Origin of the sequence: Actinoplanes sp. NBC_00393 (assembly GCF_036053395.1) — a bacterium.
Taxonomy (GTDB): domain Bacteria; phylum Actinomycetota; class Actinomycetes; order Mycobacteriales; family Micromonosporaceae; genus Actinoplanes.
In genome coordinates this window covers 3,885,323-3,900,288 of the sequence record NZ_CP107942.1, presented here as the reverse complement: position 1 = coordinate 3,900,288, position 14,966 = coordinate 3,885,323, and the positions used below count along the sequence as shown (strand labels likewise).

The 14,966-nt window shown below is 73.5% G+C and carries 13 protein-coding genes; 11 read left to right on the top strand and 2 right to left on the bottom strand.

All coding sequences use genetic code 11. The features are described 5' to 3' along the window. The first annotated feature begins 57 nt into the window (after positions 1-57). From OHA21_RS18410 to OHA21_RS18400, 3 genes are all read left to right on the top strand, one after another. Positions 58-2,157 carry a heavy metal translocating P-type ATPase gene (locus OHA21_RS18410; RefSeq protein ID WP_328475283.1) on the top strand — a complete coding sequence of 700 codons (2,100 nt, stop codon included), beginning with the start codon at positions 58-60 and terminating at the stop codon, positions 2,155-2,157. Between the two features lie 13 nt (positions 2,158-2,170). After that, entirely contained in the window at positions 2,171-3,667 is a 1,497-nt protein-coding gene (locus OHA21_RS18405; RefSeq protein ID WP_328475282.1) for a S8 family serine peptidase, read from the top strand. An 88-nt stretch (positions 3,668-3,755) separates the two neighbouring features. Next, entirely contained in the window at positions 3,756-6,179 is a 2,424-nt protein-coding gene (locus OHA21_RS18400; RefSeq protein ID WP_328475281.1) for a putative bifunctional diguanylate cyclase/phosphodiesterase, read from the top strand. On the opposite strand, the gene OHA21_RS18395 is transcribed toward OHA21_RS18400, so the two are convergent. Together OHA21_RS18395 and OHA21_RS18390 are read right to left on the bottom strand one after the other, a co-directional pair. Further along, the gene (locus tag OHA21_RS18395; protein ID WP_328475280.1) at positions 6,164-6,820 is read right to left on the bottom strand and encodes a response regulator transcription factor; all 657 of its coding nucleotides are present in this window, start codon (positions 6,818-6,820) and stop codon (positions 6,164-6,166) included. The genes OHA21_RS18400 and OHA21_RS18395 overlap by 16 nt on opposite strands. Next, the gene (locus OHA21_RS18390) at positions 6,817-7,848 is read right to left on the bottom strand and encodes a sensor histidine kinase (protein WP_328475279.1); all 1,032 of its coding nucleotides are present in this window, start codon (positions 7,846-7,848) and stop codon (positions 6,817-6,819) included. The genes OHA21_RS18395 and OHA21_RS18390 overlap by 4 nt, the downstream gene beginning before the upstream one ends. An 87-nt stretch (positions 7,849-7,935) precedes the next feature. On the opposite strand from OHA21_RS18390, the gene OHA21_RS18385 reads away from it, so the two are divergent. Genes OHA21_RS18385 through OHA21_RS18350 form a run of 8 tightly spaced genes read left to right on the top strand, consistent with a single transcriptional unit; the run spans position 7,936 to position 14,937 of the window. Further along, positions 7,936-8,652 carry an ABC transporter ATP-binding protein gene (locus OHA21_RS18385; RefSeq protein ID WP_328475278.1) on the top strand — a complete coding sequence of 239 codons (717 nt, stop codon included), beginning with the start codon at positions 7,936-7,938 and terminating at the stop codon, positions 8,650-8,652. Continuing rightward, complete coding sequence (locus OHA21_RS18380) at positions 8,649-10,145, top strand: hypothetical protein (protein WP_328475277.1); 1,497 nt, start codon at positions 8,649-8,651, stop codon at positions 10,143-10,145. Before OHA21_RS18385 ends, OHA21_RS18380 begins: the two co-directional genes overlap by 4 nt. Continuing rightward, complete coding sequence (locus tag OHA21_RS18375) at positions 10,142-10,834, top strand: ABC transporter permease (protein ID WP_328475276.1); 693 nt, start codon at positions 10,142-10,144, stop codon at positions 10,832-10,834. The genes OHA21_RS18380 and OHA21_RS18375 overlap by 4 nt, the downstream gene beginning before the upstream one ends. A gap of 19 nt (positions 10,835-10,853) precedes the next feature. After that, a complete protein-coding gene (locus tag OHA21_RS18370) occupies positions 10,854-11,612 on the top strand; it encodes a LacI family DNA-binding transcriptional regulator (RefSeq protein ID WP_328475275.1) in 759 nt (252 codons plus the stop codon). Then, complete coding sequence (locus OHA21_RS18365) at positions 11,506-11,727, top strand: hypothetical protein (protein ID WP_328475274.1); 222 nt, start codon at positions 11,506-11,508, stop codon at positions 11,725-11,727. The genes OHA21_RS18370 and OHA21_RS18365 overlap by 107 nt, the downstream gene beginning before the upstream one ends. Beyond that, entirely contained in the window at positions 11,724-12,866 is a 1,143-nt protein-coding gene (gene pabB / locus OHA21_RS18360) for an aminodeoxychorismate synthase component I (protein ID WP_328475273.1), read from the top strand. The genes OHA21_RS18365 and pabB overlap by 4 nt, the downstream gene beginning before the upstream one ends. Beyond that, on the top strand, positions 12,863-13,447 hold the full coding sequence (gene folE, locus OHA21_RS18355; protein WP_328475272.1) for a GTP cyclohydrolase I FolE: 585 nt from the start codon (positions 12,863-12,865) through the stop codon (positions 13,445-13,447). The genes pabB and folE overlap by 4 nt, the downstream gene beginning before the upstream one ends. 53 nt (positions 13,448-13,500) lie before the next feature. Continuing rightward, the gene (locus OHA21_RS18350; protein WP_328475271.1) at positions 13,501-14,937 is read left to right on the top strand and encodes a GGDEF domain-containing protein; all 1,437 of its coding nucleotides are present in this window, start codon (positions 13,501-13,503) and stop codon (positions 14,935-14,937) included. Positions 14,938-14,966: the final 29 nt, after the last annotated feature.

Genomic DNA, 14,966 nt, shown 5'->3' with positions numbered 1-14,966 from the left:
CGGACACCTTCCCGCCTTGCCGGATACCCCCAGGGGGTATACGTTCGGGCATCGGAGGTGGTCGAAGTGCACGAACACAGCCACGCGCATGGGCATCCGGGCCACGACAAGCACGCCGGGCACGACCCCGAGGCGTTCCGCCGCAGGTTCTGGCTGAGCCTCGCGCTGACCGTCCCGATCATCGCGACCAGTGACATGATCATGGAGTGGTTCGGCTACACCCTGGACTTCCCGGGGATGGCCTGGGCCGGGCCGGTGCTGGGCACGGTGGTGTTCGTCTACGGCGGCCGGCCGTTCCTGGCCGGCGCGGTCAGCGAGGTTCGCGACCGGGCGCCGGGGATGATGCTGCTGATCTCGATGGCGATCACCGTGGCGTACACGGCGTCGCTCGCCACCAGCCTGGGCCTGTTCGACCTGGACTTCTGGTGGGAGCTGGCCGCGCTGGTGACCATCATGCTGCTCGGCCACTGGCAGGAGATGAAGGCCATCGGCCAGGCCCGGGGCGCGCTGAGCGCGCTGGCTGCGCTGCTGCCCGACGATGCCGAGCGCATCACCGGCGGCGGGGCGGTCGCGCGGGTCCCGGTCGCCGACCTGATGGTCGGCGACACCGTGCTGGTGCGTTCCGGTGGGCGCGTCCCGGCCGACGGAAGAATTATCGAGGGTACGGCCGAACTGGACGAATCCATGATCACCGGTGAGTCCCGGCCGGTGCCGCGTGGCGACGGTGACCGGGTGGTGGCCGGGACCGTGGCGACCGACTCGGCGATCCGGGTCCGCGTCGACGCGGTCGGGGAGAACACCGCCCTCGCCGGCATCGGCCGGCTCGTCGCGCAGGCGCAGGCGGCCGGCGGGCGGGCCCAGGTGCTCGCCGACCGGTTCGCGGCGATGCTGTTCTACATCGCCACCGGGGCGGCACTGCTGACCTTCCTCACCTGGTGGGCGCTGGGTGATCTGGATCAGTCGGTCGTGCGTACCGTGACGGTGTTGGTGATCGCGTGCCCGCACGCGCTGGGCCTGGCCATCCCGCTGGTGATCGCGTTGTCCACGGCCCTGTCGGCCAAGGCCGGCATCCTGGTCAAGGACCGCCTCGCCCTGGAGCGGATGCGCACCGTCGACGCGGTGCTGTTCGACAAGACCGGCACGCTGACCAAGGGCGCGCACACGGTGACCGGGGTGGCCGCCGCCGACGGACACGGCGACGACGACGTGCTCCGGATCGCCGGGGCCGTCGAGGCCGACAGCGAACACCCGCTCGCGCGGGCGCTGACCGCGGTCGCCCACGAGCGCGGGCTGCACGCGAGCGCCACCGGCTTCCGGTCCCTGACCGGCCGCGGCGTGCAGGCCACCGTCGGCGGGCACCCCTACGCCGTCGGCGGGCCGGCCCTGCTGCGGGAACTGGGCGTCACGGTGCCGGCCGAGCTCGAGAAGACCGCCGGGCAGTGGTCGCGCCGGGGCGCGGCGGTACTGCATCTGGTACGCCTGAGCGACACCACGGTCATCGCGGTGTTCGCGCTGGAGGACGAGGTGCGCCCGGAGGCCCGGCAGGCCATCGAGCAGTTACGGCGTACCGGGATCCGCAAGATCGTGATGATCACCGGGGATGCCCGGCCGGTCGCCGAGGCGGTCGCCGCCGGCCTCGGTTTCCGGCCCGGCGTGGACGAGGTGTTCGCCGAGGTGCTGCCCGCCGACAAGGACCGGGCGGTCGCCGGACTGCAGGCCCGCGGCCTGCGGGTGGCGATGGTCGGCGACGGTGTCAACGACGCGCCGGCGCTGGCCCGCGCCGACGTGGGCCTGGCGATCGGCGCCGGAACGGACGTTGCCATCGAATCGGCCGGGGTGGTGCTCGCCTCCTCGGACCCGCGCGCGGTGACCGGTGTGATCCGGCTGTCGAAGGCGTCCTACCGCAAGATGGTCCAGAACCTGGCGTGGGCGGCCGGCTACAACATCGTCGCGATCCCGCTCGCCGCCGGCGTGCTGGCCTGGGCCGGTCTCACCCTGAGCCCGGCGATCGGCGCGGTCCTGATGAGCGCCTCGACGATCGTGGTGGCGCTCAACGCCCAGCTGCTGCGCCGGGTCCGGCTGACGCCGCAGGATTCGCCGGCGGAAACTCTCAGGTCCGGTGGTCGCCGGCCGATGCCCTCCGACGCGTCACGGTGAGAAGGAGGCGCACATGGTGGGAACCGGTCCGTTGGCCGGCTTGATGGCCGCGTTGCTCGTGGTGGGCCCGCTCGGCGCCGGTCCGGCGCGGGCGGAGGCTCCGGTCGAGTTGGCCGGCGCGAAGTGGCTCGACGACGGCGGCAAGAACGCCGCCGTGCAGGCGGTGAAGAAGGCCGCCGGTGGCAAGGTCAAGAACGGCAAGGTCGACACGGCGTCGCTGACCGGCGCCGGCATCGGGGTCGCGCTGATCGACTCGGGGGTGGCGCCGGTCGCCGGGCTCGACCAGCCCGGGAAGGTGATCAACGGCCCGGACCTGTCGTTCGAGTCGCAGACGCCGGGCCTGGCGCACCTGGACACGTACGGGCACGGCACGCACATGGCCGGGATCATCGCCGGCTCGGACCCGGCCGCCGGTTTCGAAGGGGTCGCCCCGGGCGCCCACCTGATCAGCCTCAAGACGGCGGCGGCCGACGGCGCGGTCGACGTGTCGCAGGTGATCGCGGCCATCGACTGGGTGGTGGCGCACCGCAACGACCCGGGCCTGAACATCCGGGTGCTGAACCTGTCGTTCGGCACCGACTCGATCCAGCCCGCCCTGGTCGACCCGCTGTCATACGCCGTGGAGGCGGCCTGGAAGAAGGGCATCGTGGTGGTGTCCAGCGTCGGCAACGACGGCGCCGGCGCGACCCGGGTGACGATGCCGGCGGCGAACCCGTACGTGCTGGCCGTCGGCGCGGCCGACCCGAACGGCACGGATGACCGCGGCGACGACACGGTGGCCACGTTCAGCAACCGGGGCAGCGTGACGCGGCACGCCGATCTGCTCGCCGCTGGCCGGTCGCTGGTGTCGTTGCGGGTGCCGGGGTCGTACATCGACAGCGAGTACCCGGCGGCGCGGGTGGGCGAGCGGTTCTTCCGCGGCAGCGGCACGTCGCAGGCCGCCGCGGTGGTGTCCGGCTCGGTGGCCCTGCTGCTGCAGCAACGGCCGGGGCTGACCCCGGACCAGGTCAAGCAGCTGCTGATGCAGACCGCCGACCCGCTGACCGGGGCGGATCCGGTCGCGGCCGGCGCGGGGCAGCTGGACATCGCCGAGGCGGCGGCCCTGAAGCTGCCCGGCAACGCGGCGCAGACCTGGCCGGCGGCCACCGGGCTCGGCTCGCTGGAGCTGTCGCGCGGCAGCGCCCACCTGGTCGACGACGCCACCGGCACGGTGCTGGTAGGGGAGCGGGACATCTTCGGCAAGGCCTGGGTGCCGGCGACGTGGACGGCGGTGGCCCGCAACGGCAAGGCGTGGACCGGCGGGACGTGGAACGGCAGCGGGTGGACCGGTCAGGGCTTCACCGGCACGTCTTGGACGGTGGTGACGTGGACCGGCAGGTCCTGGGCCGGGCGCAGCTGGACCGGCTCGGCCTGGTCCGGGCGCAGCTGGACCGCCGGCGCCTGGACCGGCCGCTCGTGGACGTCCGGCACGTGGGCCGGCCGGTCCTGGACGGGCCGCAGCTGGACGTGATCACTCAACCCGCTGGGCCGCCACGCCGATAGGAACGGTGACCGCCGGGAGGTGACGTATGGCAAGCACAGGGCATCGTTCGCCCACCGTGCGTGTCCTCGCCCTCGCGGCGGCACTGGCCGTGGTCGCCGTGCTCGGGCAGGTGGCGTGGCTGGTCCTCGGCCCGCCGGTGACCGGCGCCGACCTGTGGCTGCTGGCCACCCTGGCGCTGCTGTTCGCGCTGGCGGAGCGGTTCACCGTCACGTTCCCGGTGCGGCGCGGCGCGCACACGATGAGCCTGAGCGAGATCCCGCTCATCCTGGCCCTGATCATGATCCATCCGGTGCTGCTGGTGCCGGTCCGGCTGGCCGGCTCGCTTGCCGGGCTGCTCGTGTTCCGCGGCCAGCGTGGCAGCAAGCTGGTCTTCAACACGGCGCTGTACCTGGCCGTGACCACCGTCGCCGGTGCGGTGTTCCACCTGGTCCGCGGCGGCGGTGACCCGTACGGGCCGCTGGGCTGGGCGGGCGCGTACGCGGCCACGTTCGCCGCCGACCTGGTGGCGATCGTGGCGATCACCGCGGTGATCGCCGTGCACGACGACAGCCAGGAGTGGCGCCGGCTGCTCACCGCGGACGTCAAGCAGCTGTTCCAGCTGCCCCTGGTCGCGGTCACCACGACGCTCGCGCTGGTCACCGCCCTTCTGGTCCGCGAACACTGGTACGCCGCGCTGCTGCTGGGCGTGCTCGCCTTCGCCGCACACCGGGCGTTCCGTCAGTACGCCCAGCAGACCCGCACCCATCAGCAGGTGGAGGACCTCTACCGGTTCACCCGCTCGCTGGACGGGCTGGCCGACGCCGGCGAGGTGACCCGTACCGTGCTGGACCAGGTCCGGGACCTGGTGCGGGCGGAGCAGGCCGCGCTGGTGGTGCCCGGCGACGACGGCGCGCCGGTGCGGATGCGCCTGCACGGCCGCGACCGGTTCGAGCTGGAACCGGCCGAGACCGGCGAGCAGTGGTGGCAGCCCGCCTGCTCGGGCACTCCGGTGCTGCTGCCGGACTCGCTCGCCGTGCCGCTGCGCCTCGGCGACGCCACCGGCGTGCTGCTGGCCGCCGGCTGCATGCCGGACACGCCGTACTTCACCGGTGAACACCTGCACCTGCTGCAGACGATGTCCTCGCACGCCGGGGTGGCCCTGTCCGAGGTGCGGCTGCTAGAACGCCTGCAGCACACCGCCTCGCACGACCCGCTGACCGGGCTGCCGAACCGGCAGCTGCTGCTCGCCGACCTGCAGCAGGCCATCGACACCGCCGCCGGTGGGGTGACCGGGGTGCTGCTGCTGAACCTGGACCGCTTCAAGGACGTCAACGACGGCCTGGGCCATGACATCGGCGACGACCTGCTGCGCCGCATCGGCTCCCGGCTGCAGGACCACTTCGGCGGGCACGGAACGGTGTCGCGCATCGGCGGGGACGAGTTCGCCCTGCTGGTCCGCGACGGCGGCGGGGAGCAGGAGATCCTGGCTCGGGCCGAGGACGTACGCCGTACCGTCGAAGTGCCGATCCGCGTCGGTGACCTCGACCTGGCCGCGCAGGTCAGCATCGGGGTGTGTATCGCGCCGCAGCACGGCGCCGACGCCAACCGGCTGCTGCGCCGTGCCGACCTGGCCATGAACGCCGCCAAGCAGACGCGCTGCGGGATCCGCCTCTACCGGGCCGAGGACGACCGGGACACCGCACGCCGGCTCACCCTGATGACCGGGCTGCGCGCGGCGGTCGAGGCCGGCGCGCTCACCGTCGTCTACCAGCCCAAGGTCGACCCGCGGACCGGCGCGGTGCTCGGTGCGGAGGCGCTGACCCGCTGGCAGCACGACGGGCAGCCGGTGCCGCCGGACGAGTTCATCCCGCTCGCCGAACGCGGCGGGCTGATCCGGCCGCTGACCCACCAGGTGCTGGACACCGCGCTCGCCGACTGCGCCGGCTGGCGGGCCGCCGGCTACGACCTGTCGGTGGCGGTCAACCTGTCGCCGAACACCCTGTCCGAGCCGGACCTGGCCGAGACGGTCGAGCAGGCGCTGCGCCGGCACGGGGTGCCCGGGCCCGCCCTGACCCTGGAGATCACCGAGAACGGTTTCATGGCCGACCCGGCCAACGCCCAGCGCACCCTCGACGCGCTGCACGTGCTCGGCGTGAAACTGTCGATCGACGACTTCGGCACCGGGCACTCGTCGCTGGGGCGCCTGGCGTACCTGCCGATCCACGAAGTGAAGATCGACAAGAGTTTCGTGCGGCACATCGTGACCGACCGCAACCGGCGCGCGGTCACCGACGCCGCCCTGCAACTCGCCCGCGCGCTGGACCTGACCGTGGTCGCCGAAGGCGTCGAGGAACAGCCGGAACTGGACTACCTGCGCCGGCACGGCTGCCACGCCGTGCAGGGCTATCTCATCTCGCGGCCGCTGCCGCCCGCGGCGTTCACCGCATGGCTGACCGCCCATGCCACCCCGCGGGTGCTGACCGGTCAGGCGATCCGGTAGCCGACGCCGGGCAGGGTGACGATCGCCGGCGGGTCGCCGAGTTTGCGGCGCAGCCGGCCCACCGTCACGGTGACCGTGTTGGTGAACGGGTCGGCGTTCTCGTCCCACACCTGCTCGAGCAGGGCCTCGCTGCTCAGGTAGCCGGGCGCGGCCCGCATCAGTGCCTCCAGCACGGCGAACTCCTTGACCGACAGGCTCAGCGGAGTGCCGGAGCGGGCAGCGGTGCGCCGGATCGGATCCAGCTCCAGGGCGCCGCAGGTGAGCGTGCGGGGCTGGGCACCCGGCCGCCGGCGGGCCAGCGAGCGCACCCGCAGGATCAGCTCCGGGAAATGGAACGGTTTGGCCAGGTAGTCGTCGGCGCCGAGGGTGAGGCCGCGGACCCGGTCGTCGGCGGAGCCGGCCGCGGTCAGCATCAGCACCATGGGCCGTTGCGCCCGGCCGGTGATCATCTCGCAGAGGGCGTCGCCGCTCAGACCGGGCAGGTCCCGGTCGAGCACGACCACGTCGTAGCTGTTCACGTCGAGTTTCCCCGCCGCGGCCAGCCCGTCGAGGGCGACGTCCACGGCCATGCCCTGATCGCGCAGGCCCTCGGCGACCACGTCGGCGAGCGCGGCCGCGTCCTCCACCACGAGCACTCTCACGGCAGCCGGATCTCCACCCGCAGCCCGCCCTCGGGACGGGCCTGCAAGCTCAGCGACCCGCCGTGCGCCGACGCCACCGCGGAGGCGATCGCCAGGCCCAGCCCGGTGCCCGAGCCGGTGCGGTCGGCGCCGAGCCGGCGGAACGGACGCCCGAGGGTGGCGACCTGCCCGGGATCCAGGACCGGGCCGTCGTTCTCGACGACGATCGTGCCGGGCTCCAGGGTGACCCGCATCCAGCCGCCCGGCTCGTTGTGCCGGACCGCGTTGTCGACGACGTTGGACACCATCCGCCCGAGCAGCACCGGGTTGCCGACGGTGACGAAATCGCCGCCCTCGACCGGCACACCGGCCGGGATCAGCGAGCGCACCGCCACCGGGGTCCGGTCGTCGAGGGCGCCGTGCTGCGCGCGGGCCAGTACGAGCAGGCCCTCGAGGAGGCGTTCGAGCTGGTCGAGTTCGGTGCGCAGGCGGCCGGCGAGCCTGCCGACCTCGGCCGGCGGGGCGGGTTTGGCCTCGGCCACGTCGACGGCGGCGCGCATCGTCGCCAGCGGGGTCCGCAGCTCGTGCGAGGCGTCCGCGACGAAGCGCCGCTGCGCCTGGAACGCCTCGTCGAGGCGGCCGAGCAGGTCGTCGATGGTGTCGGCGAGCGCCTTCACCTCGTCGGCGGGCCCGGCGACGGCCAGCCGCGAGTGCAGGTTGTCGGCGGTGATACGCCGGGTGGCGGCGGTGATCGTGCGCAGCGGCCGCAGCACCCGGCCGGCCGCGGCCCGGCCCAGCACCAGCGACACCACCAGCATCACGGCCATCGCCACCAGCGCCCCGGCGAGCAGCTGCCGGGCCTGTACGGCGGCCGCGTCGTCGAGTTGCTGCTGCAGCCGGGCGATCTGCTCGGTCGCCGACGTGGCCGTCCCGACCGGAACGGACTGGGTCTTGCTGAAACTGAACACGCCCATGATCAGGAGCAGGCCGGCGCCGGAGATCAGGAACAGCACGCCGTACAGGAGGGTGAAACGCAGCCGGACGCCCATCCGCCCAGCATGCCTGCTCGCGGCTAACAGCGGCATGACAGTGTCTGTCGCGCCCGGGTTAGGCCCGGATCCGTAGAACTTGCCGGCATGACAACCATCGAAGTCAACGGACTGCGCAAACGGTTCGGCCCGGCGCTCGCCCTGGACGGCATGACCTTTGTCGTGCGGCCGGGCCACGTCACCGGTTTCGTCGGGCCCAACGGCGCCGGCAAGTCCACCACGCTGCGGATGATCGTCGGCCTGGACCGGCCGGACGCCGGGACCGCCACCATCGGCGGGCGCCGCTACGCCGAACTGGTGCGGCCGATGCGGCAGGCCGGGGCGCTGCTCGACCCGCACGCCCTGCACCCGGCCCGGACCGGCCGCAACCACCTGAGCTGGCTGGCCGCCTCGCAGGACCTGCCGGCCCGCCGGGTGGACGAGGTGCTGGCGCTAACCGGGCTGGCCGACGCCGGGCGGCGTGCGGCCGGCGGCTACTCGCTGGGGATGCGCCAGCGGCTCGGCATGGCCGCCGCGCTGCTCGGCGACCCGCCGGTGCTGCTGCTCGACGAGCCGTTCAACGGGCTCGACCCGGCCGGGATCGTGTGGATGCGCGACCTGCTGCGCGAGCTGGCCGCCGAGGGCCGCTCCGTGCTGGTGTCCAGCCATCTGATGAGCGAACTGCAGGACATCGCCGGGCACGTGGTGGTGGCGGGGCACGGCCGGGTGCTGGCCGCCGCCGATGTGGACGAACTGGTCGGCGAGTACGCGTCGCTGGAGTCGGCGTATCTGCAGCTGACCGCCGGGGTGGGAGGCATCCGATGATCTGGCGCGCGGAATGGATCAAGTTCCGGACGGTGCGCGGCTGGCCCGCCGGTCTGGCCGCGTCGGCGCTGATCGTGGTGGCGCTGGGCGTGCTGTTCGCGACCGGCTCGCGGATGTCCTGCATGAACGGCGATCAGGAGATCACCTGCCCGACCCCGCCGGCCAACGCCGACGGGGTGGCCGTGCAGGACAGGTTCGCCTTCACCCACCGGTCCCTGAGCGGTGACGGCGAGATCACCGCGAAGGTCGGCGGCATCGACAGCACGATCACCTACCCGCCGCCGAACCACGACCGGATCGTCTCCGGGACCCTGGCCTGGTCGAAGGCCGGGCTGATGATCAAGGACGGGACGGAGCAGGGCGCCGACTACGCGGCGGTGCTGCTCACCGGCGCGCGGGGCGTGCGCATGCAGTCCGGGTTCACCGAGGACCAGGCGGCGCCGGGCTTCGCCACGGCCAAGGAGGCCTGGCTGCGGCTGACCCGCGCCGGCGAGCAGATCACCGCCTGGGCCTCCGCCGACGGCGCCGCCTGGCAGAAGATCGACACGGTACGCCTGAAAGGCCTGCCCGACACCGTGCAGATCGGCCTGTTCGTCACCTCGCCGGGCGGGCTCACCGTCGACGAGAAGCCCGAGGGCGGTCACGTCGTCGCCGTCCGGTTCACCCAGACCACCGCCGAGTTCTCGCAGGTCAGCCCGGGCGGCGGGTGGACCGACACGCTGGTCGGCTACACCGGCTACCGCACCGACTGGGAGAAGGGCCACCCGCCCGGGCACACCGAGACCGGCGGCGTGATCACCGTGGCCGGCTCCGGCGACATCGCCCCGCAGAACCAGAGCGAAGGCCTGGCCGTGGAACGCGTCCTGACCGGGGTGTTCGCCGGGCTGCTGCCGCTGATCGTGGTGGCCGCGCTGTGGGGCGCCGCCGAGTTCCGGCACCGGATGATCGCGTCCACGCTGGTCGCCATGCCGCACCCGGTGCGGGTGTCGGTCGCCAAAGCCGGGGTGGTCGCGGCGGCGTCGCTGGTCGCAGGGCTGGTGGCGGTCGCGGTGGCGATGCCGGTGACGCTGCGGCTGATGGCGGCCAACGGGGTGGTGATGCTGCCGACGCCGGTGCTGACCACGGTCCGGGTCGCGGTCGGCACGGCGCTGCTGCTGGCGTTGGCGGGCGTCCTCGCGTACGGCATGGGCTCTCTGCTCAGGCGGGCCGTGCCCGCGGTGGTGGCGGTGACCGCCCTGCTGATCGCGCCGCCGATCCTGGCGGTGACCTCGGTGCTGCCGACCGAGGCCGGCGCGTGGCTGCTGCGGCTGACCCCGGGCGCCGCCTTCGCGATCCAGCAGAGCATCCCCGCCTACCCGCAGCTGTCCACGCCGCAGACCGTGTTCGACGGCTACTTCCCGCTCGCACCGTGGGCCGGGCTGGCCGTGCTGGCGCTGTACGCGCTGACCGCCGTGGCCGCGGCGACCTGGCGGCTGCGCAGGAGCGTCGCGTGAGGGCCGCGCTGCGCGCCGAGTGGGCGAAGCTGCGCACCGGCCCGGCCGGCCTGCTGGTGCCGCTGGCACTGGCCGGGCTGCTCACCGCCGCCGGCGCGGCGCTCGGCGACCGGGCGGTCGACGCCGTGCAGGTGCGGCTGCTCGGCGTCCGCCTCGGTCAGGCCGCCGCGGCCGCTGCGGGCGTGTACCTGCTTGCCGGCGAGTACCGCACCGGCCTGATCCGCACCACGCTGCTGGCCGTGCCCCGCCGGCTGCACGTGCTCGCCGCCAAGGCCACCCTGGTCGTCGCCGGGGTGGCGCCGGTGGCGCTGCTCGGCGTCGGCGCCGCAGTGCTCACCCTGCCACCGGACGGTCCGCTGCTGCGCGCCGCCGGCAGCGCGGTGCTCTACCTGATCCTGATCGGTCTGCTCGGCCTGGGCGTGGCCGCGGTGGTACGCGACGCCGCGGTGGCGGTCGGGATCGTCCTCGGGCTGCTGTACCTGATGCCGATCCTGCTGCAGATGCTGCCCGACCCGGACTGGCAGCGGGTGCTGTACCGGCTGACCCCGGCAACCGCGGTGCAGGCCCTGACCGCCACGACCGGCGACGCCCTGCCACTCGGACCGTGGGCGGCACTGGGCGTGGTGGCGGCGTGGGCCGCCGGCACGCTAGGCCTCGGCGCGATGGTCCTGCATCGCCGCGACGGCTGACGGTCGGTAAGGTCGCGGCATGGCAGGGACCGGGCGCGCGACGCTGAAGGACGTGGCGGCGGCCAGCGGCGTGTCCCGGGCCACCGTCAGCTTCGTGCTCAACGAGACCCCTAACCAGACGATCTCCGAGGCCACCCGGCAGCGGGTGCTGCAGGTGGTGCGCGAGCTGGGCTACAAGCCGCACGGCATCGCCAAGGCGCTGCGTGAGGGCACGTCGCGCATCGTGGTGCTGCAGATCGGCAGCGGCCTGGAGGGCAACTACTCGCGCAGCTTCCTGCACGGCCTGGACCAGGAGCTCGCCGCGCACAACCACGTGCTGGTGGTGCGCCACGGGCCCACCGACGCCGCGGCGACCGCGCAGGTCCTGGACGCGATCAACCCACGGGCCGTGCTGCGGTTCGGCGAGCCGTACCTGACCGGGCACGAGCTGGAGGACCGCGGCGGCGGCTGGCGCGACGGGCTGGCCGCGCACGCCGCCCTGCAGATCGGGTTCCTCGCCGAGCGCGGCCACACCCGGATCGCGCTGGCGCTGCCCGACGAGGCGCCGCTGGGCGAGGTCCGGCTGGGCTTCGCTCAGCAGGCCGCGGCGGCGCTGGGTCTGCCGCCGCTGGTCACCGTGGTGGTGCCGCGTCCGCGCGAGGCGGGCACGGCGGCGCAGCGCCGACATCCTGGTGGTCGCCACCGGTGTACGCGGGCTGATCGGCGCCGAGCACGTGAAACCCGGCGCCACCGTGATCGACGTGGGCATCCACCGCACCCCGGACGGGCTCGCCGGTGACGTGCGCACCGCCGAACTCGACGGGATCGCCGCCCGCGTCACCCCGGTGCCCGGCGGGGTCGGCCCGATGACCATCGCGATGCTGATGGTGAACACGTTGCGGGCCGCGCGGTGAACGGGGCGCGGTTCGACGACTTCACCGCCGGGCGGGCCCTGGTGTTCGGGTCGCCGCGGCACGTCCTGACCGCGGAACGCGCTGCGGACGTGCCCGGGGTGCTGCGCGAGGTCGAGGCGGCGACGGCGGCCGGCGGCTGGGCGTTCGGGTACGTCGGCTACGAGGCGGCGCCGGGATTCGACCCGGCTCTGGTGACTGCGCTGCCCACCGGGGCAGAGCCGCCGGTGGCCTGCTTCGGGATCGGTGACGCGCCGTCGCCGGCCGCGCCGATCGCGGCGGCCGGCGCTGGGTGGCGGGCGGCGTGGACGCCGGGCTGGTCGGCCGCCGAGCATGCGGCCGCGGTCGGCCGGGCGCGCGAGCACATCGCGGCCGGCGACGTGTACCAGGTCAATGTCACCGACCGGCTGCGCGCGAACGACGTCGGTGACCCGCTGGAGCTGTACGCGGCGCTGGCCGGTGCGCAGCAGGGCGCCCACCACGCGTATCTGGATGTCGGGCGGTTCGCCGTGGCCAGCGCGAGCCCCGAGCTGTTCTTCGAGTGGGTGGGCGAGGACATCCGCACCCGGCCGATGAAGGGCACGATCGGGCGCGGCCGCAACCACGACGAGGACATCGGGTACGGGCAGCGCCTGCAAACCAGCGTCAAGGACCAGGCCGAGAACCTGATGATCGTCGACCTGCTCCGCAACGACCTGGGCCGGATCGCGGCCTGCGGCAGCGTACGGGTGACCGAACTGTTCCGCCTGGAGCGCTACCCGACGCTGTGGCAGCTCACCTCGGAGATCAGCGCGCGGTTGCGTACCGGATGCGGTCTTGCCGAGATCTTCGCGGCCCTGTTCCCGTGCGGATCGATCACCGGAGCGCCGAAGGCGCGCAGCATGCAGATCATCCGCGAACTGGAGAGCGGGCCGCGCGGCGTGTACTGCGGCGCGATCGGCGTCGTCGCCCCGCCCTCGGCCGGCTTCCGGGCCCGGTTCAGCGTCGCCATCCGCACCGTGGTCGTCGACCGGGCCACGGCGACCGCCGTCTACGGGGCCGGCGGCGGCATCACCTGGGACTCCGAAGCCGGCGCCGAGCATGCCGAACTGCTCAGCAAGGCCGCGGTGCTCAGCGCCGCCCAGCAGACAGGACCGAGATGACCGCCACCGTTCCCGGCATCGACAGCGGTATCGACCTCGGCGCGGCCGAGCAGGCGGCGCAGCAGTTTCTGCACGCCCTCGGCGTCGGCACCCACGACGAGAGCATGCGCAACACGCCGCTGCGGATGGCCAAGGCGTACGCCGAGTTCTTCACGCCCCGGCCGTTCGACCTGACCACGTTCCCCAACGACGGCGACTACGACGAACTGGTGATCGCCCGCGACATCCCGTTCCGGTCGGTGTGCGAACACCACCTGCTGCCGTTCTTCGGCCGCGCCGCCGTCGGGTATCTACCCGGCGAACGGATCCTCGGGCTGTCCAAGCTGGCCCGCGTCGTCGAACACTTCGCGCTGCGCCCGCAGGTGCAGGAACGCCTCACCAAACAGGTCGCCGGCTGGCTCGACGAACAGCTGCACCCGCAGGGCGTCGGCGTGCTCCTCGAGGCCGAGCACACCTGCATGAGCCTGCGCGGCGTGCAGGCCATCGGCTCCAGCACGGTCACCTCCACCATGCTCGGCACGCTGCGCCGCGACGTGCGCTCCCGGCAGGAGTTCCTGGCCATCGTCCGCGGGTGTGGCTGAGACCACCGGGACATCTGCCCAGGTCCGGGCCGCGCCTGCCGACGTCTGCAGGCATGGCAACCCGCAACATCTGGCTGTTGCTCGGCGTCGCGGCGGCGGCGGTCGCCGGGCTGGTCGTGACGTACGACTCGACGCTCGGCAACGTCCTCTACCTGCTCACCTACACGGCGCTGTGCGTCGTGGCCTGGCTGGCCGTGCGCCGCACGCCGCCGGGAGCCGAGCGCCGGCCGTGGGTGCTGGTCGCCGCCGCCCAGACGCTGTGGCTGGCCGGCGACACCATCGAGCTCGTCTACTACTACCTGTCCAGCGTGCCGCCGGTCGGCGTCGCCGACGCCTGCTGGCTGGCCGGATACCCGCTGCTGGCGGTGGCGCTGACCATGATGGCCCGCCGCCGCGCGCCCGGCCGGCTGCGCAGCGCCGTGCTCGACGGGCTCACCCTGACCGTGGCCGCCGGGCTGGCGAGCTGGCAGTACCTGATCCTGCCGAACCTCGGCGCGGGATACACGCTGGCCGAGACGGTCATCCCGGCGCTGTACCCGATCGCCGACGTGGTGCTGCTGGCCGCGGTGCTGTTCATCGCCCTGTCGCCCGGCGACCGGGGCACGCCGACTCGGCTGCTGCTCGCGGCCGTGACGCTGTACCTGGCCATCGACATCGCCTACAACGTCCTGCCGTACGTGCTGGACTACGCCCTGGTGGCCCGGATCGGACCGCTGATCATGCTCGGCAACGCGCTGATCATCGCGGCCTGCCTGCACCCGCGGCGCGCCGAGCTGACCAGCCCCGGGCAGCAGGTGAACGTGCTGCACCCGTCGCGGGTGGTGTTCCTCGGCGTCGCCTTCCTGGCCGCGCCCACCCTCACCCTGCTGCAGTCCGGCGTCGAACGCGGCGCGGTCGTCGCCCTGCTCGCCACCGCGCTGAGCACCGGTTTCGTGCTGACCCGCTTCACCATCGCGGTCCGCGAGCAGGAGAAGGCCCAGGCGCAGCTGGCGTACCAGGTCCGGCACGATCCGCTGACCGGCCTGGCCAACCGGGCCGTGCTCACCAGCGAACTGGAACGCCTGATGCCGCGGCGCACCGGCCCGGTCGCCGTGCTCTACCTCGACCTGGACGGCTTCAAGCAGGTCAACGACACGTACGGCCACCAGGCCGGCGACGCCGTGCTGGCCGCCGTCGCGCAGCGGCTGTCCGGCGCGGTGCGCGCCACCGACCTGGTCGTCCGCCTCGGCGGCGACGAGTTCGTGCTGTGCTGCCCGGACCTGCCGCAGGCCGACGCGATCCGGCTCGCCGAGCGCGTGCTCGCCGACGTGGCCCAGCCGATCCCGTTCCGCGGGGAGCTGCTGGACATCGGGGTCAGCGTGGGCATCGCGGCGTACGGCCCGGACGCGCCGGCACACGACACCGACGTGCTGCGCACCGCCGACATGGCGATGTACGAGGCGAAGAAGCAGGGCCGCGGCCGCTGGGTGCTGGCCGGCACCGCGCGGTGAACCGGCTGCATCCATCGACAGCCGCCGGG

Excerpts from the sequence above, each read along its gene's own strand:
- OHA21_RS18405 (WP_328475282.1), top strand. The coding sequence starts at position 2,171 with ATGGTGGGAACCGGTCCGTTGGCCGGCTTGATGGCCGCGTTGCTCGTG.
- OHA21_RS18390 (WP_328475279.1), bottom strand. The coding sequence starts at position 7,848 with ATGGGCGTCCGGCTGCGTTTCACCCTCCTGTACGGCGTGCTGTTCCTG.
- OHA21_RS18385 (WP_328475278.1), top strand. The coding sequence starts at position 7,936 with ATGACAACCATCGAAGTCAACGGACTGCGCAAACGGTTCGGCCCGGCG.
- OHA21_RS18380 (WP_328475277.1), top strand. The coding sequence starts at position 8,649 with ATGATCTGGCGCGCGGAATGGATCAAGTTCCGGACGGTGCGCGGCTGG.
- OHA21_RS18370 (WP_328475275.1), top strand. The coding sequence starts at position 10,854 with ATGGCAGGGACCGGGCGCGCGACGCTGAAGGACGTGGCGGCGGCCAGC.
- folE (WP_328475272.1), top strand. The coding sequence starts at position 12,863 with ATGACCGCCACCGTTCCCGGCATCGACAGCGGTATCGACCTCGGCGCG.
- OHA21_RS18350 (WP_328475271.1), top strand. The coding sequence starts at position 13,501 with ATGGCAACCCGCAACATCTGGCTGTTGCTCGGCGTCGCGGCGGCGGCG.